This is a genomic window from Arthrobacter sp. Y3221160 (assembly GCF_059092585.1).
On sequence record NZ_JBNHHU010000001.1, the window covers coordinates 46,587 to 66,460 of the forward strand.

General features: G+C 68.9%; 18 protein-coding genes. All 18 read left to right on the forward strand.

The annotated features are described in order from the left end of the window. Positions 1-134 precede the first annotated feature (134 nt). The 18 genes from mraZ (at position 135) to AC5RWG_RS00305 (ending at position 19,871) form a co-directional block, all read left to right on the forward strand. Positions 135-566 carry a division/cell wall cluster transcriptional repressor MraZ gene (mraZ, locus tag AC5RWG_RS00220; RefSeq protein ID WP_493987551.1) on the forward strand — a complete coding sequence of 144 codons (432 nt, stop codon included), beginning with the start codon at positions 135-137 and terminating at the stop codon, positions 564-566. A 202-nt stretch (positions 567-768) separates the two neighbouring features. Then, positions 769-1,758 (forward strand): 16S rRNA (cytosine(1402)-N(4))-methyltransferase RsmH, encoded by a 990-nt coding sequence (rsmH, locus tag AC5RWG_RS00225; protein WP_493999459.1) that lies wholly within the window; start codon positions 769-771, stop codon positions 1,756-1,758. Next, positions 1,755-2,420: a cell division protein FtsL gene (gene ftsL / locus AC5RWG_RS00230; protein WP_494013801.1), complete on the forward strand. Its 666-nt coding sequence runs from the start codon at positions 1,755-1,757 to the stop codon at positions 2,418-2,420. The genes rsmH and ftsL overlap by 4 nt, the downstream gene beginning before the upstream one ends. 27 nt (positions 2,421-2,447) lie before the next feature. Further along, the gene (locus tag AC5RWG_RS00235) at positions 2,448-4,226 is read left to right on the forward strand and encodes a peptidoglycan D,D-transpeptidase FtsI family protein (protein WP_494013802.1); all 1,779 of its coding nucleotides are present in this window, start codon (positions 2,448-2,450) and stop codon (positions 4,224-4,226) included. After that, positions 4,223-5,881, forward strand: coding sequence for a UDP-N-acetylmuramoyl-L-alanyl-D-glutamate--2,6-diaminopimelate ligase (locus tag AC5RWG_RS00240; protein ID WP_494166206.1), 1,659 nt, complete (start codon positions 4,223-4,225; stop codon positions 5,879-5,881). The genes AC5RWG_RS00235 and AC5RWG_RS00240 overlap by 4 nt, the downstream gene beginning before the upstream one ends. Before the next feature lie 6 nt (positions 5,882-5,887). After that, positions 5,888-7,411, forward strand: coding sequence for a UDP-N-acetylmuramoyl-tripeptide--D-alanyl-D-alanine ligase (locus AC5RWG_RS00245; RefSeq protein ID WP_494013804.1), 1,524 nt, complete (start codon positions 5,888-5,890; stop codon positions 7,409-7,411). Beyond that, complete coding sequence (gene mraY / locus AC5RWG_RS00250) at positions 7,408-8,520, forward strand: phospho-N-acetylmuramoyl-pentapeptide-transferase (RefSeq protein WP_494013805.1); 1,113 nt, start codon at positions 7,408-7,410, stop codon at positions 8,518-8,520. The genes AC5RWG_RS00245 and mraY overlap by 4 nt, the downstream gene beginning before the upstream one ends. Then, on the forward strand, positions 8,502-10,049 hold the full coding sequence (gene murD / locus AC5RWG_RS00255) for a UDP-N-acetylmuramoyl-L-alanine--D-glutamate ligase (RefSeq protein ID WP_494013806.1): 1,548 nt from the start codon (positions 8,502-8,504) through the stop codon (positions 10,047-10,049). Before mraY ends, murD begins: the two co-directional genes overlap by 19 nt. Next, positions 10,049-11,365 (forward strand): putative lipid II flippase FtsW, encoded by a 1,317-nt coding sequence (gene ftsW / locus AC5RWG_RS00260; protein WP_494013807.1) that lies wholly within the window; start codon positions 10,049-10,051, stop codon positions 11,363-11,365. Before murD ends, ftsW begins: the two co-directional genes overlap by 1 nt. Before the next feature lie 49 nt (positions 11,366-11,414). After that, a complete protein-coding gene (murG, locus tag AC5RWG_RS00265) occupies positions 11,415-12,533 on the forward strand; it encodes an undecaprenyldiphospho-muramoylpentapeptide beta-N-acetylglucosaminyltransferase (protein ID WP_493999467.1) in 1,119 nt (372 codons plus the stop codon). Further along, entirely contained in the window at positions 12,520-13,944 is a 1,425-nt protein-coding gene (murC, locus tag AC5RWG_RS00270) for a UDP-N-acetylmuramate--L-alanine ligase (protein WP_494013808.1), read from the forward strand. Before murG ends, murC begins: the two co-directional genes overlap by 14 nt. Beyond that, positions 13,941-15,203 (forward strand): cell division protein FtsQ/DivIB, encoded by a 1,263-nt coding sequence (locus tag AC5RWG_RS00275; RefSeq protein ID WP_494013809.1) that lies wholly within the window; start codon positions 13,941-13,943, stop codon positions 15,201-15,203. Before murC ends, AC5RWG_RS00275 begins: the two co-directional genes overlap by 4 nt. Before the next feature lie 219 nt (positions 15,204-15,422). Next, positions 15,423-16,607, forward strand: a complete 1,185-nt coding sequence (ftsZ, locus tag AC5RWG_RS00280) for a cell division protein FtsZ (RefSeq protein WP_493999470.1) — start codon at positions 15,423-15,425, stop codon at positions 16,605-16,607. A gap of 20 nt (positions 16,608-16,627) precedes the next feature. Next, a complete protein-coding gene (locus AC5RWG_RS00285) occupies positions 16,628-17,347 on the forward strand; it encodes a purine nucleoside phosphorylase YfiH/LACC1 family protein (protein WP_494013810.1) in 720 nt (239 codons plus the stop codon). Next, positions 17,344-18,093, forward strand: coding sequence for a YggS family pyridoxal phosphate-dependent enzyme (locus AC5RWG_RS00290; protein ID WP_494013811.1), 750 nt, complete (start codon positions 17,344-17,346; stop codon positions 18,091-18,093). Before AC5RWG_RS00285 ends, AC5RWG_RS00290 begins: the two co-directional genes overlap by 4 nt. A 90-nt stretch (positions 18,094-18,183) precedes the next feature. After that, on the forward strand, positions 18,184-18,699 hold the full coding sequence (locus AC5RWG_RS00295; RefSeq protein ID WP_493999473.1) for a cell division protein SepF: 516 nt from the start codon (positions 18,184-18,186) through the stop codon (positions 18,697-18,699). A gap of 69 nt (positions 18,700-18,768) precedes the next feature. Beyond that, entirely contained in the window at positions 18,769-19,056 is a 288-nt protein-coding gene (locus AC5RWG_RS00300; RefSeq protein WP_493999474.1) for a YggT family protein, read from the forward strand. Between the two features lie 149 nt (positions 19,057-19,205). Beyond that, complete coding sequence (locus AC5RWG_RS00305) at positions 19,206-19,871, forward strand: DivIVA domain-containing protein (RefSeq protein ID WP_493999475.1); 666 nt, start codon at positions 19,206-19,208, stop codon at positions 19,869-19,871. Positions 19,872-19,874 lie beyond the last annotated feature (3 nt).

The window sequence follows — 19,874 nt, forward strand, 5'->3', positions numbered from 1 at the left end:
GCGCCGAACATTTCCAGCTACAAAAGGGGCCGGAAGTAGTTGACTGTGGCGTGATGTGGAGTAAAGTGGAGGACATAAGAGGGTAGTGGTGACGCAGGGGGCGACGGTCTCCTCCAATCGGCAGGGCGGTGGCGATGTTCCTCGGGACACACTCGCCGCGGCTCGACGAGAAGGGGCGCCTGATACTTCCCGCAAAGTTCCGCGAGGAGCTTGCCGATGGACTCGTCCTGACGAGAGGCCAGGAGCGTTGCATCTACGTCTTCAGCCAGAAGGAATTCGAGCGGGTTCACGAGGAGATGCGGAAGGCTCCGATATCTTCCCGCCACGCCCGTGACTACATTCGCGTCTTTCTGTCAGGAGCCTCTGACGAAGTTCCGGATAAGCAGGGCCGGGTCACCATCCCGCCGGCACTGCGGACCTATGCAGGGCTGGACCGGGAGCTGGCGGTCATCGGTGCGGGAACCCGCGCTGAGATCTGGGATGCCCGGGCCTGGGACGACTACCTCCAGGAGCAGGAAACCGCCTTCTCCGAAACAGACGAAGACGTATTGCCCGGAGTCTTTTGACCCCGGGACGACAAACAGCACACGCGGCACGAACGTTCTTGGATGAGATCTCCAGCCGCCCGGCAGGTCCAACCTGGCTCACCTTCCCCGGAGCCAGGCGGGACAGGCCAGGCGCGGATGGGGATCTGGTTCAAGGACTTTCGGACTTAAAGACTCCAGCGACCAACCGGTCCCGGGCACCAGCAGGAAAGAAGGCTTCAGGATGAACAGCGAGCGGCCGGCAGGGGAGCGCCACATTCCGGTGCTCCGCGACCGCTGCATCAACCTGCTCGCCCCGGCCGTCGAACGTGCGGTGGCCGAACGCGGCCGCGCCGTCGTCGTCGATGCGACGCTCGGCATGGGCGGGCATTCGGAGGCCTTGCTGCAGCGTTTTCCGCAGCTGCATCTGATCGGGATCGACCGGGACGAACAGGCGCTGGCGTTGGCCGGAGAGCGGCTGCGCCGCTTCGCGGAGCGCACCGATCTGGTTCACGCGGTGTACGACGAGATCGCCGACGCGGTTGACGACCTCGGCGTCGGCCAGATCGACGGCGCGCTGTTCGACCTGGGCGTCTCCTCGCTCCAGCTGGACGAGCGGGACCGCGGCTTCGCCTATTCCTACGACGCGCCCCTGGACATGCGGATGGACACCAGCCGGGGCATGACTGCCGCGGACATTGTCAACACGTATGCCGAGGCGGACCTGGTGCGCATCATCCGGCGCTGGGGCGAAGAGAAGTTCGCCGGACGCATCGCCTCCAGCATTGTGGCAGCCCGCGACGAGGCCCCGCTGACCACCACGGGCCAACTCGTGGACGCGATCCGCAAGGTCGTGCCGGCTGCTGCGGCGCGGACCGGCGGCCATCCGGCGAAACGCACCTTCCAGGCACTGCGGATCGAGGTCAACGAGGAGCTGGACGTGCTCGAGCGGGCCTTGCCGGCCGCCATCGACGTGCTGGCGCTGGGCGGCCGGATCGTCGTGATGTCCTACCACTCGCTGGAGGACAAGATCACCAAGGCCGTTTTCGGACAGCTCTCGAAGTCATCCGCACCCCGCGGGTTCCCCGTCGAGCTGGAAGAACACAAGCCGCAGCTGAAGACCCTGACCAAGGGCACCGAAGTGCCGACGGCGGCAGAGATTGCAGAAAACCCGCGGGCGGCGTCGGCCAAGCTGCGGGCGGTAGAACGGATCCGGAACAGGAGCGCAAAATGAGTGCCAGTGCCCACGCGGCCCGTCCCGACCAGCATCAGTACGTGCACGGCAGTGCCGTGCCGGTCCGAGGTCCCGCAGCGGCGCCCCGGCAGGCCCCCCGCCGCACCCCGCTCTCCGTCGTACCCAACAGCCCGACGCGCAAGCGCGTGCCGTTCGCCCTGTTCTGCTTCACGGTTCTGGTGCTCGCGCTCGGCAGCGTCCTGATGCTGAACATCTCGGTCTCCAGCGGGCAGTACAAACTGGTGGAGCTGCGCAACGAGCAGGTCTCCCTGGCCCAGGCGAACGAAAAACTGACACAGCAACTCGAAAACCACCAGGCTCCCCAGAATCTTGCCGCGAAGGCGGCAGAATTGGGGATGGTAACGTCTCCGTCGGTCGGCTCCATCAATCTGGAGAGCCAGAAGGTCACCGGGAAGCCGAAGGCGGCGGAACCAGGCGCAGCCCCGGAGCTGTTGGTGGCCCAGCCGGAAAATCCGGTCCAGAAGCCGGCCGCGAAGGATGAAGCCGGTCAGAAGGACGGCGCCCCCGCGGCGGCGAAGGAACCGGCGAAACCTGCTGCCGCTGCTGAAGCCGGTGCAGAAGAAGGCGCGGCACCGAAACCCGCCGAAAAGCAGCTGAACGGCGGCAGCATCCCGGCGCCGAAGCAACAGACAGGCCAGTAATCGCCCGGCAACGCAAACGAGGTACCTGTGGCAGCACCAACAGCCGACCGGCAGCACCCCAACCGCACGGCGAGGGCTACCAGGAGGCTCCGGGCCGGGCTGGCGATGGTGCTGATCCTGCTGGTCATTCTCGGGGCCCGTCTGTTCCAGCTGCAGGGGCTGGACACCGCCGGCATGGCCCAGGCGGCGGTGGACAAGCGCCTGCGCACCGTCGACCTGCCCGCGCTCCGCGGCGAGATCCTGGACGCCAACAACAACGTGCTCGCCCGCAGCGTGCAGCGGTTCGACGTGGTGGTGGACCAGCGGCTGGTCGAGGACTACACCCGGTTCGATCCGATCAGCCAAAAGTCCGAGGACGTCAAGATCGCCGACGCCATCGCCGAGCTGGCCGGCATCCTGGGCCAGGACGTGGAGACCGTCACCAAAGCGGTCACCGGCGACAAGCCCTTTAATTACGTGGCCAAGTCGGTCACCCCGGAAGTCCAGCAGAAGATCGAGGAGCTGGCCTTTCCCGGGCTGTCCGCGCGCGCGACCACCATCCGCAACTACCCGGCAGGGGCGGTGGCCGGCTCGGTGGTCGGATTCATGCGGTCGGATGGCGTGCCGCTCGAAGGCATCGAGGCCTCGCAGAACGACGTCCTCTCCGGGACGCCGGGCACGAAGACCTACGAAATCGGCGCCGACGGCATCCGCATACCGGTCGGCACCTACGAAGAAGTCCCGGCCGTGGATGGCCAAAGCGTGCGACTGACCCTCAATACCGACATCCAGTGGTACGCCCAGGAAGTCATCGCCGAGACCGTGCGGGATTACGGCGCCGACTACGGTACCGTCGTCGTCCTCAATGCCAAGACCGGCGACCTGATTGCGCTGGCGGACTCCACGACGGTGGACCCCAATGACCCGGGCGCCACTCCGGATAGCGAACGGCAGTCGATGGCTGTGACACGCGCCTTCGAGCCGGGGTCCACTACCAAGATGATCACCATGGCAGCCGCGATCGAAGAGGGCATCACGACCCCGGCGTCGCGATACACCATCCCGCCCAAGTACACGGTCAACGGCCAGACGTTCCAGGACGCGACACCGCACGGCACCCTGACGCGCACCACGGCCGGCATCTTCGCGCAGTCGCTCAATACCGGCACCACCATGATCGGGCAGCAGTTGACGCGGCAGCAGCGCTACGACTACTTGCGGAAGTTCGGCATCGGCCAGCGCTTCGACATCGGCATCAACGGCGCCACCGCCGGCCTGCTGGCCGAGCCGGAGACGTGGGACGGGCGGCAGGAGTTCACCGTCCTCTTCGGCCAGGGCCTCGCTCAGACGGCCCTCCACACCGCCGTGGCCTTCGGGACCATCGCCAACAACGGCGTGCTGATGCAGCCGCGGCTGATCGACGCATATATCGATCCGAACGGCACCGAGCACGAGGTGCCGGTCGAGAAGGGCAGCCGGGCGGTTTCCAAGAAGACCGCCAACCTGGTGCAGGACATGCTGGAAACCAACTCGAAGTACCACAGCGGCAAGCCCGGTAACATTAAGGAGTATCGGATCGGGGTCAAGACCGGTACAGCCGAAGCACCGGCCGCCGACGGGGGATTCAGCGGCTACACCATTTCGATGGCCGGCATCGCCCCGATGGAGGATCCGCAGTTCGTCGTCGTGGCGACCATTCAGCGGCCGCAGGGCGGGGTGCTGACGCTGTCGGCCGGACCGACGTTCAAGAAGGTCATGACGCAGGTCCTCAACGCCTACGACGTGCCGCCGTCCACCAGCAAACGGGTCGACCTGCCGCTGGAATGAGCCAACCTGGAGAATATGTGAGTTCCACTGCCGAGCAGCCCCACCGGTCCGCCTCGCCCTTGCGGCCCCCAACGGTCAGGCCGGTCCGGCTGGCGGCGCTGAGCGGCATGCTGCAGCACCGCGGGCTTCCCGTACCCGAGGGCGGCCCGGGGTCGGAGGACCTGACCTTTACCGGCATCACCATAGATTCGCGTTCCGTCGAGCCGGGGGACCTGTATGTCGGCCTGCCCGGAGCCCGCCGGCACGGCGCCGACTTCGCCGCCCAGGCCGAAGCGGCCGGAGCGGCGGCCATCCTGACCGACGACGACGGCGCCCGGCGGGCAGCCGGCCTGGCTCCGGGCCTGCCCGTGCTGCGGTCGCGGGACCTGCGCGCACTCGTGGGGCCGCTGGCGGCCGCCGTCTACCGCAGCCAGCCGGCTGGCGGACAGGCGCCGGCGCTGTTTGGCGTCACCGGAACCAACGGCAAGACCACCACCACCTACTTCATCAAGTCCCTGCTGGAGGCGCTGGGCCTCAGCACCGGACTGATCGGAACCATCGAGATCACGGCCGGTTCCGAACCGATTCCCAGCGCCCTGACCACGCCGGAATCGCCCGAGGTGCACGGGTTGCTGGCCCTGATGCGCGAACGCGGGCTGGACGCGGCGGCCATGGAGGTCTCCTCGCATGCCATTTCCTTCCGGCGGGTCGATGCCGTCCGGTTCGACGTGGCCGGCTTCACCAATCTCACCCAGGACCACCTGGACCTGCACGGGAGCATGGACGAGTACTTCGAGACCAAGGCCCGCCTGTTCAGCCCGGAGCGGTCCGGCCACGCCGTCGTCTGCGTCGACGACGACTGGGGCCGCCGGCTCGCCGGCCAGGCCCGGTCCGCCGGAGTCCCGGTGGCCACCCTGGCCACCCAGGGCGGCAGCGCCGACTGGTCCGTCCGCAACCCGGTCCGTGAGGGCCTGGGGCACCGGTTTGAACTGCACGGGCCCGACGGCGTGGTGCTGCGGCTGCACACCGGGTTGCCCGGCTCGTTCAACATCTCCAACGCCGCGCTGGCCGTGGTGATGGTGGCGGCCTCCGGCACGCCTCCGGTGCGGCTCCAGCAGGCGCTCGACAGGGCGGATCCGCTGACCGTGGAGGTTCCCGGCCGGATGCAGGTGCTCAGCGGCAACCCGGCGGCGATCGTTGACTTCGCTCACAATCCCGACGCGCTCGAGCGGACTCTGGCCTCGGTGCGCCGTCCCGACCCCGGGTCACGCGTGATCGTGGTGTTCGGAGCCACCGGGGAACGCGATCAAACCAAGCGCCCGCTGATGGGGGCGATCGCCGCCCGGCTCGCCGACGTCGTCATCGTCAGCGACGACGACCCGCACGGCGAGGACGCCGCCCGCATCCGCGCGGATGTGCTGTCCGGCGCACGCGCCGCGGTCGAACGGGAGCAACTCCCGGCCGACATTATCGAAGTCTTCCCCCGTGCGGAGGCCATCGAGCGGGCCGTGGCCCTGGCGGCGCCCCGTGACACGGTCCTCGTCGCCGGCCGCGGCCATGAGGTCTGGCAGGAGGTCAACGGCCAGAACCTGGCCCTCGACGACCGGGAGGAACTGCGCGCGGCCCTGCACCGGCACGGATTCGAAGTGCTCTCCCCGAACGCGGTAGAGTCCTAGATCGTCATGATTGAACTAACTGCAGCCGATATAGCGGCGATTACCGGCGGACGGATCGTTGGGGAACCCGTCGGTGCCACGGGGGACACCGGCGGCATCACCGTGAGTTCCGCCACCACAGACTCCCGCGAAATTGAGCCCGGCGGCCTGTTCGTGGCCAAGCCGGGCGAGACCGCAGACGGGCATTTCTACGTCGCCGCGGCCTTCGAAGCCGGTGCCGTGCTGGCGCTGACCGAACGCGAGGTCTCCGACCCGACCGGCCGCCTCCTGCCGCAGATCGTGGTGGCGGACGCCGTGCTGGCCATGGGCGCCGTCGCCGCGGCCATCGTGGCACGGCTGCGCGCCGCCGCGGGACTCGAGGTCGTGGGCATCACCGGCAGCGCCGGCAAGACCACCACCAAGGACCTGCTCGCGGGGATCCTGCGCCGAACCGCGCCCACCGTGGCCCCGATCGGCTCCTACAACGGCGAGGTCGGCGTCCCGCTGACGGTGTTCGCCGCGGACTTCGACACCCGCTATCTGGTCGTGGAAATGGGCGCCACCGGCATTGGCCACATCCGGTACCTGACGGACATGGTCAACCCCGGCGTCGGCGTGGTGCTGGGAGTCGGGACCGCCCACGCAGGGGAATTCGGCGGCGTGGACAACATCGCGATCGCGAAGGGCGAGCTGGCCGAGGCCGTGCCGGCCGGCGGTACCGTGGTGCTCAATGCCGACGATCCCCGCGTCCGGGCCATGTCGGCGCGCACCCGGGCCCGCATTCTGTACTTCAGCTCCGACGACGACTTCACCCTGCCCGACGGGAGTACCGCGCCGTTGCTGCGGGCCCGCGGCGCCCGCGTCAACGACGACGGGCACCCCGAATTCACGCTCCGCTTCCCGGACGGCTCCGAGCACCCGGTAACCTCCGGGCTGATCGGCATCCACCACGTGACCAACCTGCTGGCCGCCGCCGGCGCCGCCTGGGCGCTGGGCGTGCCGGCGGAAACCATCACCGCCGGCCTGAACGGGGCCGGCCCCGCCAGCCGCTGGCGGATGGAACGCACCGAGCGCGCCGACGGCGTCACGGTGATCAACGACGCCTACAACGCCAACCCCGAATCCATGCGGGCAGCGCTGCGCACGCTGGCCGAACTCGGCCGCGGCCGCCGCACTTGGGCGGTGCTGGGCGAAATGCTGGAACTGGGCGAAGACTCCGTGCAGGCCCACGACGCGATCGGGCGGATTGTGGTCCGGCTGAACATCTCCCACCTGATCGTGGTGGGAGAGGGAGCCAAGGCCATGCACAACGCCGCCGTGCTGGAAGGCTCCTGGGGCGACGAATCGCTCTGGGTCGCCACGCCCGAGGAGGCCCGCCGGGTGCTCGAGGAGAAACTGGAACCGGGCGACCTGGTGCTGTTCAAGTCCTCCAACTCGTCCGGGCTGCGGTTCCTGGGCGACCGGATAGCATTAGGAAATCCGTCGACGGACGGCCCCGCGGCGGCTGCAGCGCGCAGACCCGAAACCCAACAGGAAGGCCAGGCGCAGTGATAGCCCTGCTGATCGGCTCTGCCCTGGCGCTGGTCCTGTCCCTGCTCGGCACGCCCTTGTTCATCAAGCTCTTGGTGCGGAGAGGCTACGGCCAGTTCATCCGCGACGACGGCCCGACGGCGCACCACACCAAGCGCGGAACGCCCACCATGGGCGGCGTGGTCATCGTGGCCGCGGTGATGCTCTCCTACTTTGCCACGCACCTGATGATGTGGATGATGAACGGGGAAGCGCATTCCGGGCCCACCGTCTCCGCCGCCGTCCTCATGCTGCTGATGGCCGGCATGGGGCTGGTCGGTTTCTTGGACGACTTCATCAAGATCTCCAAGCAGCGCAGCCTCGGGCTGCGGGCCTGGGCCAAGATCGTGCTGCAGGGCATCGTCGGCATCCTCTTTGCCGTCCTGGCCCTGAACTTCCCGGACAATATGGGCCGCACCCCGGCGTCGATGAACATCTCCTTCGCCCGTGACATCCCGTGGCTGGACCTCGCCTTCGGCGGCACCGTACTCGGCACTATCCTGTTCATCATCTGGTCGAACGTCATTGTCACCGCAGCCACCAACGGCGTGAACCTGACCGACGGGCTGGACGGGCTCGCGGCGGGCGCATCGGTGATGGTCTGCGGCGCCTACATGCTGATGGGGATCTGGCAGTTCAACCAGAGCTGCGGCTCGGTCAAGGTCCCCGGAGAGGTCTGCTACGAGGTACGCGACCCGCTGGACCTGGCGCTGCTGGCAGGAACCATGGCCGGCGCGCTGATCGGGTTCCTGTGGTGGAACACCGCGCCCGCCAAGATCTTCATGGGCGACACCGGATCGCTGGCGATCGGCGGCGCCATCGCCGGATTCGCCATCCTGTCCCGCAGCCAGCTGCTGCTGGTGGTCATGGCGGGCCTGTTCGTGATCATCTCGCTGTCCGTGATCATCCAAGTGGTCTACTTCAAGCTCAGCGGCGGCAAACGCGTCTTCAAGATGGCCCCGCTGCAGCACCACTTCGAGCTCAAGGGGTGGGCCGAAGTCACCGTCGTCGTGCGCTTCTGGATCATCGCCGGGCTGTGCGTGGCGGCCGCGCTGGGCATCTTCTACGCCGAATGGGTGCTGGGCTCATGAGCCGGCTGGACGCACTCACCTCCTGGGACGCGGATTGGTCCGGGCTGCGCGTGGTGGTCGCCGGGATCGGGCTGTCGGGATTCTCCGCGGCCGACACGCTGATCGAACTGGGCGCCGCCGTCGTCGTCGTGGACGGCAGGGACACGGCGGAAAACCGGGCCAAGGCCGATACGTTGAAGATCGTCGGGGCCCGGCAGGTCCTGCTGGGTGAAGAGCACACCGGCGCACTGCCCGACGTCGGCGGGGAGCCGGCCGAACTGGTGGTCACCTCGCCGGGCTGGCAGCCGCGGACACCGCTGCTGGCCGCCGCGGCGGACGCGGGGATTCCCATCTGGGGCGACGTTGAACTGGCGTGGCGGGTGCGCGAACGCGCAGGCCGGCGCACCGCCGAATGGCTGGCCATCACCGGTACGAACGGCAAGACCACGACGGTGGGGATGGCCGAATCCATGCTGCAGGCGGCCGGGCTGCGCGCCATCGCCGCCGGCAACGTCGGCACGCCCATCCTGGACGCGGTGCGTGATCCCATCGGCTACGACGTCATCGCCGTCGAGCTGTCGAGCTTCCAGCTGCACTGGACCCACACCATGTCCCCGCTGGCCTCCGTGGTACTCAACGTGGCCGAAGACCACGTGGACTGGCACGGGACCTATGAGGCATACCTGGCCGACAAGGCCAGGATTTACGAGCGGACCAGGATCGCGTGCGTCTACAACGCCGAGCAGCGCGAGACCGAGGAGATGGTCGAGGAGGCCGACGTCGTCGAGGGCTGCCGGGCAATCGGCTTCACGACCGGAATGCCGGCGGTCAGCATGGTCGGCGTCGTGGAGAACCTGCTCGTGGACCGGGCCTACATCGAAGAACGCCGGGACTCCGCAACCGAACTGGCCGGCCTCGGCGACCTGGGTGACCCGGCGCCCCGGCACCAGGTGGCCAACGCCCTGGCCGCCGCCGCCCTGGTCCGGGCGTACGGCGTGGAACCGGCCGCGGTCCGCGAAGGACTGCGGCGGTTCGATCCCGGGGCACACCGGATCCAAAAGGTGCTGGAGCACGCCGGCGTGCTCTGGGTCAATGACTCCAAGGCGACGAACCCGCACGCGGCTTCGGCCTCGCTGGCGTCGTTCTCCTCGGTAGTGTGGATCGCCGGGGGGCTGTCCAAGGGCGTCAGCTACGACGAGCTGATCGCCGACCACGCGCGCAGGCTGAAAGCGGTGGTGCTGATCGGCAGGGACAACACCGCCCTCCTGGCCTCGCTGCAGCGACACGCACCGGATGTTCCGGTCGTCCACGCGCACCCGGGAGACACTGGAAACAGCGCCCCGGAGGCGGAGGACACAGACGGCGAAACCGTGATGGCGGCGGCCGTGGAAGCGGCAGCGGGCATCGCCGCCGGCGGGGACACCGTGCTGATGGCGCCGGCAGCCGCCTCGATGGACCGGTTCACGTCCTACGCCCACCGGGGCAATGCGTACATGGAAGCAGTCCGCCGGTACGGAGAGGGACAGGCACCGTCGACTAAGGAGCAGTAATGGCCACCACCCGCAGCGGAAGCCGGACACCGGCCCACGCCGCTGCCCGCGGACACGCCGCTCCCGGCACGAAGCCCGCCCCCGAAGGCCGGTTGCGCGAGCTCCGGCAGCGAGGCACCGACCTGCTGGACCGCATCCAGGGCACCGGCACGCGGTCCAGCGGGGCCAGCTACTACCTGATCCTGGGCTCCGCGCTGGCCCTGACGGCCATCGGCCTGCTGATGGTGCTGTCGTCGTCCGCGGTGGAATCGATCGCCGATGAAACCTCGCCGTTCAGCTTGTTCATCCGGCAGGCCGTGTTCGCCGGCCTGGGGGTCACCGCGATGCTGGTCCTCTCGCGGTGGAAGGTCTCCACCTACCGGAAGCTCGCCTGGCCCGGCCTCGCGGTGTCGGTGCTCCTGCTGCTGCTGGTGTTTACCCCGCTGGGCGAATCCGTCGGCGGCAACCGCAACTGGATCCATTTCCCCGGCAACGTTTCCCTGCAGCCGTCGGAAGTGGCCAAGCTGGGCATGTCCCTGTGGATGGCAACGGTGCTGGCGGCCAAGGAGCGGCTGCTGGGCCAATGGAAGCACCTGCTGATCCCGGTGGTCGTGCCCGGTGCCCTCCTCGTGGTCGGCCCGGTGCTGCTCGGCAACGACCTGGGCACCGCGATGATCCTGATGCTCATCATCGCCGGCGGACTGTTTTTCGCCGGCGCACCGCTGAAGCTGTTCGGCGTGGCCGGACTGGGGGCCGGCGCGCTGGTGCTGCTGCTCGTGGTGGTCAGCCCCAACCGCATGGGCCGCATCCTCATGTGGACGGACCAGAGCTGTGAAGCGACGACCGGGCTGAACATGCAGTCATGCAACGGGCTCTTCGCACTCGCCTCCGGCGGCTGGTGGGGCGTGGGACTGGGACAGAGCCGGCAAAAATACAACTGGATTCCGGAAGCCCACAACGACTACATTTTCGCCATCATCGGCGAAGAGCTGGGCCTGCTCGGCACTACCGTCATCCTGGCGCTGTTCGGCGTCCTGGCCATTGCCCTGGTGCGCACCGTGATGCGCCAGGATTCCCTCTTCGTGCGCATCCTCGCCGGTTCCATCATGGTGTGGATTATCGGCCAGGCGTTCGTGAACATCGCGGTGGTCACCGGCCTGCTTCCGGTGATCGGAGTGCCCCTGCCGTTCATCTCCTACGGCGGCTCCGCGCTGACGGTCACCCTGGCCGCCGTCGGTGTACTCTTGTCCTTTGCCCGGACCGATGTGCCCGGCCGGAAGAAGTCCGGGGGACTCCTGGGCCGGTGGCGGCAGCAAGCGCCGGCCGGGAACCGCTGACCCCAACCCAGACCACCAGCAGCCGAGCAGAAGGTACTTCCGCAACACCATGAACACTTCCGATCCCTCTGTGGTCCTGGCCGGCGGCGGCACGGCGGGGCATGTCAGCCCGCTGCTGGCCATCGCCGGCGCCGTCCTCCGGGCCGCCCCCGCGGCCCGCATCCTCGCCGTCGGCACCGCCGTCGGCATGGAGACCCGGCTGGTCCCCGCGGCGGGCCACCGGCTCGCCACGATCGGGCGGGTTCCGCTGCCGCGCCGCCCCTCCCTCGACCTGCTGAAGCTGCCGTTCAAGTTCGCCGCGGCCGTGCGCCAGGCCGCGGGCATCATCGACGGCGCGAAGGCCGACGTCGTGGTGGGCGTCGGCGGGTACGTGTGCACCCCGGTCTACATCGCAGCCAGGCTGCGCCGGGTCCCGATCGTGATCCATGAGGCCAACGCCCGGCCGGGGCTGGCGAACCGGGTCGGGGCACGGCTGACCAGCCGGGTCGCGGTCGCGTTCAAAGACACGAAACTGCCCGGCGCCCGCTGGGTCGGCATGCCGATGCGGCCCGAAATCGCCACCCTGGACCGGGAAGCCTCCCGCGAGGCCGCGCGTCGGCGGCTGGGACTGGCGGCGGACCGGCCGACCCTCATCGTCACCGGCGGCTCCTCGGGCGCGCTGAGCATCAACCGCACCATCGGCGCTTCCCTGCAGGAGCTCGCCGCGGCAGGCATCCAGGTGCTGCACATCACGGGGCGGAACAAGGCGCTGCGGGACGCCGACGGGCAACTGCTCGCCGCTCCCGGCTACCACCAGGTGGAATTTGTGGACGGCATGCAGGATGTCTACGCGGCGGCCGACCTGCTGCTGGCCCGCGCCGGCGCGGCCACGGTGTGCGAGATAGCCGCCGTGGGCCTGCCGTCCGTGCTGGTGCCGCTGCCGCACGGCAACGGCGAACAGGCCCTGAACGCGGCCTCCCTCGTGGCCGCCGGCGGGGCCGTGCTGGTCCGCGACGGCGGGTTCACACCCCGCTGGGTCACGGACGAACTAATCCCGTTGCTGCGAAACGCGGAGCGGCTGCAGCAGATGTCCGCCGCGGCACACACCCTGGGAATCCGCGACGCAGACACCCGAATGGCACAATTGGTGCTCGAGGCAGCAGGGAGGAACACAGATGAAAGCCGTTGATTTCCACACCACCGCCCGGCTGCCGTTCGGCGACCTCGGCGCCGTGCACTTCATCGGATTGGGCGGCGCCGGAATGTCCGCCATCGCCCGGATCCTGCTGGCCCGCGGCGTGCCGGTCTCCGGTTCGGACGCGCGCGACTCGGCGGTCCTGCGCCAGCTGGAGGCCCTCGGTGCGACCGTCTTCGTGGGCCACGAGGCCGGCCATGTCGCCGGCGCGGACACGGTGGTTGTCTCCACCGCCATCCGGCCGGAGAACCCCGAACTGCAGGCCGCTGCCGCCGCCGGCCTGAACATCGTGCACCGCTCGGTGGCCCTTGCCGCCTCGATGGAGGGGAAGCGGCTGATCGCCGTCGGCGGCACCCACGGCAAGACCACCACCACGGCCATGGCGACCGTGATGCTGCAGGCGGCCGGCTGCGAACCCTCGTTCGCCATCGGCGGCGACGTGGCGGCGCTCGGCGTCAACGCCGCCCACGGGCAGGGCGAACTGTTCGTCGCCGAAGCCGACGAATCCGACGGGTCGTTCCTCAACTACCGTCCGCAGGTCATCGTGGTGACCAACGTGGAGGCCGACCACCTGGACCACTACGGGTCGGCCGAAGCCGTGTACGCCTCCTTCGACCGATTCACCGCACTGCTTCCGGCCGACGGCACCCTGGTGGCCTGCCTCGACGACGACGGCGCCCGCGCCCTGGCGGAACGGACGACGGCGTCCGGCGCAGCAGGCCGCGTGCTGGGCTACGGCTACGCGGCCGACGCCCAGGTGCGCGTCGAAGACACCGTCTTCGCCGGCTCGGGGAGCACCAGCAGGATCGAATACCCCGGCGGCAGCTGCACGCTGCGGCTGCAGGTGCCGGGCGAGCACAACATCCGCAATGCCGCCGCCGCCCTTGCCGTGGCCATCACCCAGGGCATCGATCCGGCCACCGCGGCCGAGGGACTGGCCGGGTTCACCGGAGCAGCCAGGCGGTTCGAGGCCAAGGGCACGGCGGCAGGGGTACGCGTGTTCGACGACTACGCACACCACCCCACCGAGGTCCACGCGGCCCTCACGGCCGCCCGCGAGGTGGCCGGCGGGCATGCGGTGCACGTCCTGTTCCAGCCGCACCTGTTTTCCCGCACCCGGGAATTCGCCGCCGAGTTCGCCCGGGCCCTGCAACTGGCCGATTCGGCGGCCGTTCTCGACATCTACGCCTCCCGCGAAGACCCCATCCCGGGCGTCACCAGCGAACTGATCACCAACCGGCTCGCTCCCGGCAGCTACGCACCGGATCCGGGGCGGGCGGTGAGGGACATTGTTGCCCGTTCCCGGCCCGGGGACATCGTGCTGACCGTCGGCGCCGGTGACGTGACCCAATACGGGCCCGTGCTGGTCGAGGCCCTGGGGCAGGCCGCAGCGGCGGCGCGATGAGTCCGCGCAAGCCCCGCACTCCCGCCGCGCGTCCCGCCGCCGCCCGGCAGCCGGAGGCCCCGCGGCCGCCGGAAGCCGCCGGGCAGCAGCCAAACCCCGGAGCCGCGACGGAGGCGCCCCGGGACACCGGCGTGCGGATCAACACCGGCAGGGTGTCGGCCATGCCCGCCGCGGAGTCGACCGCGGCTGCCGGGCCCGCCGCCGCTGCCCGGCCCGCCCCCGCTGCCAGGCCCGCCCCGCGCGCCCCTCAGCGCGGATCGGGCAAGCCTTCCGGTCGGGGCGGTGCCCCCGCCGGGAGGACGTCCGGGACGGCCGCGCCCTCCCGCACCCCCAAAGCCGGGGGAGCGGCACGGCCCACGCGTGCGCCCAGGCCCGGCGCCGGCACCCCGTCCGTCCCGGCAGCATCCGGCGCGCCCGGCAAGGCGGCAGGCAAGGCCGCGCGCGCGTCCGGCGCCAAGCGGGCCGGGGCGGCAGCGCTGCTGTCGCGGTGGCGGGGCCACAAGGGACCGGACCGCGCGGACGGGGCGGACACCTCCGAATCCACCGTTGTCAGTTTCCCCGAACCGGCGGCGCGCAAGACGCGGCGCCGGCTGTTGATTGCTTCCGGCATTGTGGCCGTGCTCTTCGCCGTCTTGATGTCGGTCATCTTCCTGTCGCCGGCGCTGGCCGTGAAGACAATCACCGTCGAGGGCGGCGAACTCACCGAAAAAGCAACGCTCACCGAGGCGCTGCGACCGCTCATGGGAACACCGCTGGCCCGCATCGGAGAACGCGACGTCCATGCCCGGGTGGACCACCTGCCGGCGGTGGAGTCGGTGGAAGTGATCGCCAGGCCGCCGTCGGAACTGCACGTTCGGATCATCGAGCACACGCCCGTGGCTGTGCTGAAGGACGGCAAGAAATTCGTGCTGATCGACGAGTCGGGGACGGAGCTTGCGTCGGTCGCCAAGCGCAGCGAGGCAAAACTGCCCTTGATCGACGGAGCGAAGGCCGCCGAAAACCCGGATGTCTTCGCGTCCATCACCGGGGTGCTCGCCGCGCTGCCGCCGGACGTCCTGAGGCAGCTCAAGCACGCCTCAGCGCAGTCGGTGGACTCGGTGGAACTCCAGCTGGCCGGCGGCCAAAAAGTGCTGTGGGGCAACGCGCAGGAGCAGGAACTCAAGGCCACCGTCCTGCAGGCGATGCTGCGGGCAAAAGACGTGAAAGACAAGGCGAGCGTCATCGATGTGAGCACGCCCACACGCCCGGTGACCCGTTGAGCAGGAGACGGGAAATGGGCAACATCCGGGGAACGCGCGACACGCGGAGCAAGGTCGTTGTGTGGGCCGGGGCTTGCGTCTAGCGTCTCGAATAGAAACTACTTGACATAACTCTAACCTTCAAGCTGAAGGTTAAGGTTAGGTGAAACTACCGGACAGGGTACCCGCCCGCTCCGGCAGAACTGATCAGTGCACAGACTCGAGCAAGGGACACAGGACGTGGCAGCACCGCAGAATTACTTGGCCGTCATCAAGGTCGTCGGCATCGGCGGCGGTGGCGTGAATGCCGTCAACCGGATGATCGAGGTGGGACTCCGTGGCGTGGAGTTCATCGCCATCAATACCGACGCTCAGGCACTGCTGATGAGTGACGCCGACGTCAAGCTCGACGTCGGGCGCGAACTCACCCGGGGTCTTGGCGCCGGCGCCGACCCGGAGGTGGGCCGGAAGGCCGCCGAAGACCATGCCGAAGAGATCGAGGAAGTGCTGCGCGGGGCGGACATGGTCTTCGTGACCGCCGGCGAAGGCGGCGGCACCGGCACCGGCGGCGCACCCGTGGTGGCCCGGATCGCGCGCTCGCTCGGCGCCCTGACCATCGGCGTTGTCACCCGCCCGTTCACGTTCGAGGGCCGCCGCCGCTCGAACCAGGCCGAAAGCGGCATCGAGACGCTGCGCGACGAAGTCGACACCCTCATCGTGATCCCCAACGACCGCCTGCTGTCCATCAGCGACCGCAACGTCTCCATGCTCGATGCCTTCCGGTCCGCCGACCAGGTGCTGCTCTCCGGCGTGCAGGGCATTACCGACCTGATCACCACCCCGGGCCTGATCAACCTCGACTTCGCCGACGTGAAGTCCGTCATGCAGGGCGCCGGCTCGGCGCTGATGGGCATCGGCTCCGCCCGCGGCGAGGACCGGGCCGTCAAGGCCGCCGAGCTGGCCATCGCGTCTCCGCTGCTGGAAGCTTCGATCGACGGTGCGCACGGCGTGCTGCTGTCGATCCAGGGCGGATCGGACCTGGGCCTGTTCGAGATCAACGAGGCCGCCCGGCTGGTGCAGGAGGTCGCACACCCCGAGGCGAACATCATCTTCGGCGCCGTCATCGACGATGCACTCGGCGACGAAGCCCGGGTGACCGTCATCGCCGCCGGCTTTGACCAGGTGGACGTCACCTCCGCTCCGACCCAGAAGCCGGCCGCCGCCCCCGCCGGTACGCCCGCCGTTCCGGCCGCCCAGCCGTCCGTGCCGGTCTCGGAGCCCATGGAGCACAGCTTCAGCGGTGCCATGCCGCAGCACCACGTTCCCGCCGACGCGGGCTTCGACATGGACCTGCCGGCCATCGTCGAGCCGGACCTGAGCGCAGGCCGCGTCGACGACCTGGACGTTCCGGACTTCCTGAAGTAAACCCTCAGGCAGGTCCGGCAGTGTTTTGGTGGAAGCAGCGGGTCCACACCGGCGTGTGGGCCGCTTTTACCGACCGCTCGGCCGGGAACCTTGGCCTGCATGTCGGGGACGACCCCGACACGGTGCTCCGGCGGCGCGCGGCGCTGGAAGACGCCATGGCTGTACCGGCCGGTTCGCTGCGGTTCATGAACCAGGTGCATTCGGCCGTCGCCGCGGTCATCCCCGCCGGCTGCGGGGAGGCCGACGCCACTGAAAGAGCCGCGCCGGCCGACGCGCTGGTCAGTGCCGACGGCGCGGCGCCGCTGGCGGTGATGGTCGCGGACTGCCTGCCGGTCGTGCTGGTGGGAACACGGGCCGACGGCGGGCCCGCCACCGCCGTGGCCCATGCTGGCCGCCGCGGACTGCTCGACGGGGTGCTGGCCAACACCGTCGCCCGGCTCCGCGAGGCCGGTTCGGGCGAATTGCGGGCCTGGATCGGTCCCTCCATCTGCGGGGCCTGCTATGAGGTTCCCGAGCAGATGCAGGCCGAGGCGGTTGCCCGGATTCCCCAACTGGCGGCGAGGACAGCCTGGGGGACGCCGGCTTTGGACCTTGCCGCCGGAGCCAGGGCAGAGCTGGCCGGGCTCGGTGTGGACGTGCATCAGGTGGCCGGCTGCACCCGGGAGGACGAAAGGCTCTACTCCTACCGGCGCGATCAACAAACCGGCCGGTTCGCCGGCCTTGTCTGGAAGGACGCATGAGTACCGACGCCCGCAAGTCCGAACTCGCAGCGAACCTGGAACGTGTCCGGGCACGGATTGCCCGGGCCGCCGCGGGGCGATCCACGGAGCCGGAACTGATCGTCGTGACGAAGTTCTTCCCGGCCTCCGACGTTGCGCTGCTGCATGACCTGGGCGTCACCGACGTCGGCGAAAACCGGGACCAGGAAGCGGCCGCGAAGGCCGCCGAGCTTGCCGGTGCCGGGCTCCGCTGGCACTTCATCGGGCAACTGCAGACGAACAAGGCAAAGTCCGTGGTGCGGTACGCGGATGTGGTCCATTCGGTGGACCGGCGGCAACTCGTCACCGCCCTCGGCAAGGCCGTGATGGCCGAGCAGGAACGGCGGGAGGCGGCCGGGCTCGGACCACGGTCGCACCTGGACTGCCTGATCCAGGTGAACCTTGACGAGAGCGGCGCCGGGCAGGCCGCGGGCACGGCGGCCCGCGGCGGTGCCCGGCCCGAGGACATCCCGGCGCTGGCCGATGCCCTCGGCGACACCGAGGGACTAAACCCCGCCGGGCTGATGGCCGTCGCACCGCTGGGCGCAGACCCTGCCCGCGCATTCGGCCGGCTGGTCGAACTGTCGCAGCGGCTTCGGGAACAGCATCCCGGCGCCGGCCTGGTGTCGGCGGGCATGAGCCAGGACCTCGAAGCGGCGGTCGCCGCGGGCGCGACACACCTCCGCGTCGGTTCCGATGTCCTCGGCCCGCGACCAGCCGTGGGGTAGCGTTTTGGCTAGGCAGACTCCTTGCCGGGCCGGCCGATCCGGGACCTGGCAAGGCGCGACAGCAGCGCTGAAGACAGGATGGGAGCGACCATGGCAGGCACACTGCGCAAGACAATGATTTATCTTGGGCTCGCCGATGGTGACGAGCACTACGAAGCCGAGCAGGCAGACACGCCCGCTCGAGATGAGGAGCAGCCTGTGGACCAGCCCCGTCAGGAGCGCCGCCCCGAGCCCGCCCCGCCGGTGAAGCAGGTTGCCGAGGAATACCGGGCGCCGGTGACGCCGATCAAGCGCGCTCCGTCGGCCCGCGAGGACGCTACCGTGCTGCACCAGATCACCACCGTGCATCCGCGGTCGTACAATGATGCCAAGATCATTGGCGAAAGTTTCCGCGACGGCATTCCGGTGATCATGAACGTCACGGACATGGGCGAAGCGGAAGCCAAGCGTTTGGTCGACTTTTCCGCCGGCTTGGTCTTCGGACTGCACGGCAGCATCGAGCGGGTCACGAACAAGGTCTTCCTGCTCTCGCCGTCGAGCGTTGAAGTGCTGGGCGAGGACCGGAAGTCCAGCGACCAGCAGGCCAGCTTCTTTAACCAGAGCTAGCCCGCAGCTACGTCCGGCAGGCGTGCCGCCAGCCTTACTCCTTCTAGCGCTAGGAATCGTGGAACCGGCGTGTCCCTCATTTTCGTCCTGCTCTACCTGATCTTGATGCTGTTCCAGCTGTCCCTGATCGTGCGGATCGTCTTTGAAATCGTGCAGGCCTTCGCCCGGCGCTGGCGGCCGCGCGGCATCGCGCTCGTCGCGGCGTCGGCGGTCTACTCCGTGACCGACCCTCCCATGAAGGCCCTCCGGCGGCTCATTCCGCCGCTGCGAATCGGAGGATTCGCGCTCGATCTTGCGTTCCTGGTCCTGTTCCTTGCCGTCACGATCGCCATGGCGATCGTGGCCGGTCTGGCCTGACCCGAGGCGCGTTAGTGTTCGTCTCCGAAACGATATATTCTGATTCAGATATAGCTGGCGGATGCCCGTTGCACGGCGGATATTCGCTACCGTTGTTATGAATCCAGCACGTAGCATTCATGACCCACGAACCAGTATGAGGTGACCAGATGGCTTTGACGCCAGAAGACGTTGTCAACAAGCGGTTCCAGCCGACCAAGTTTCGCGAAGGCTATGACCAGGACGAGGTCGACGATTTCCTAGATGAGATCGTCGTCGAACTCCGCCGGCTGAACCAGGAGAACGACGAACTTCGCAAGAAGCTGGCCGAAGCCACGTCGAACCAGGGTCCGGAGGCCTCCGTGCCGGCTCCGGTCTCCGCCGCCCCGAAGACCGAGCAGGTCCGGGAACCGGTCAAGGAAGAGCCCAAGGAAGAGCCCAAGCCGAAGGAAGAGCCGAAGCCGGCCCCCGCGGCCGTTCCGGCATCCGGGACCGGGCACACCGCGGCCGCCGAGTCCGCCGCAGGCGTGCTGGCCATGGCCCAGAAGCTCCACGACGAGTACGTCACCGCCGGTGTGGAGCAGCGGGACAAGATCATTGCCGAGGCACAGCTGGAAGCCAGCAGCCTGGTCAACGACGCCGAAGAGAAGAGCCGCAAGACCCTGGGCAACCTCGAGCAGCAGAAGGCCGTGCTGGAGCGCAAACTGGAGCAGCTGCGTGGATTCGAACGCGACTACCGGGCCCGCCTGAAGGCGTACATCGAAGGCCAGCTGCGGGATTTGGAAGCCCGCGGATCCTTCGCTGCCCCCGAGGTCAAGGACAGCGCGGACGCGTAAGCG

Excerpts from the sequence above, each read along its gene's own strand:
- AC5RWG_RS00295 (WP_493999473.1), top strand. The coding sequence starts at position 18,184 with ATGGCAGGCACACTGCGCAAGACAATGATTTATCTTGGGCTCGCCGAT.
- ftsW (WP_494013807.1), top strand. The coding sequence starts at position 10,049 with ATGGCCACCACCCGCAGCGGAAGCCGGACACCGGCCCACGCCGCTGCC.
- murC (WP_494013808.1), top strand. The coding sequence starts at position 12,520 with ATGAAAGCCGTTGATTTCCACACCACCGCCCGGCTGCCGTTCGGCGAC.
- rsmH (WP_493999459.1), top strand. The coding sequence starts at position 769 with ATGAACAGCGAGCGGCCGGCAGGGGAGCGCCACATTCCGGTGCTCCGC.
- mraZ (WP_493987551.1), top strand. The coding sequence starts at position 135 with ATGTTCCTCGGGACACACTCGCCGCGGCTCGACGAGAAGGGGCGCCTG.
- ftsL (WP_494013801.1), top strand. The coding sequence starts at position 1,755 with ATGAGTGCCAGTGCCCACGCGGCCCGTCCCGACCAGCATCAGTACGTG.
- AC5RWG_RS00275 (WP_494013809.1), top strand. The coding sequence starts at position 13,941 with ATGAGTCCGCGCAAGCCCCGCACTCCCGCCGCGCGTCCCGCCGCCGCC.
- AC5RWG_RS00290 (WP_494013811.1), top strand. The coding sequence starts at position 17,344 with ATGAGTACCGACGCCCGCAAGTCCGAACTCGCAGCGAACCTGGAACGT.
- murD (WP_494013806.1), top strand. The coding sequence starts at position 8,502 with ATGGGTGCTGGGCTCATGAGCCGGCTGGACGCACTCACCTCCTGGGAC.
- AC5RWG_RS00240 (WP_494166206.1), top strand. The coding sequence starts at position 4,223 with ATGAGCCAACCTGGAGAATATGTGAGTTCCACTGCCGAGCAGCCCCAC.
- AC5RWG_RS00305 (WP_493999475.1), top strand. The coding sequence starts at position 19,206 with ATGGCTTTGACGCCAGAAGACGTTGTCAACAAGCGGTTCCAGCCGACC.
- AC5RWG_RS00245 (WP_494013804.1), top strand. The coding sequence starts at position 5,888 with ATGATTGAACTAACTGCAGCCGATATAGCGGCGATTACCGGCGGACGG.
- murG (WP_493999467.1), top strand. The coding sequence starts at position 11,415 with ATGAACACTTCCGATCCCTCTGTGGTCCTGGCCGGCGGCGGCACGGCG.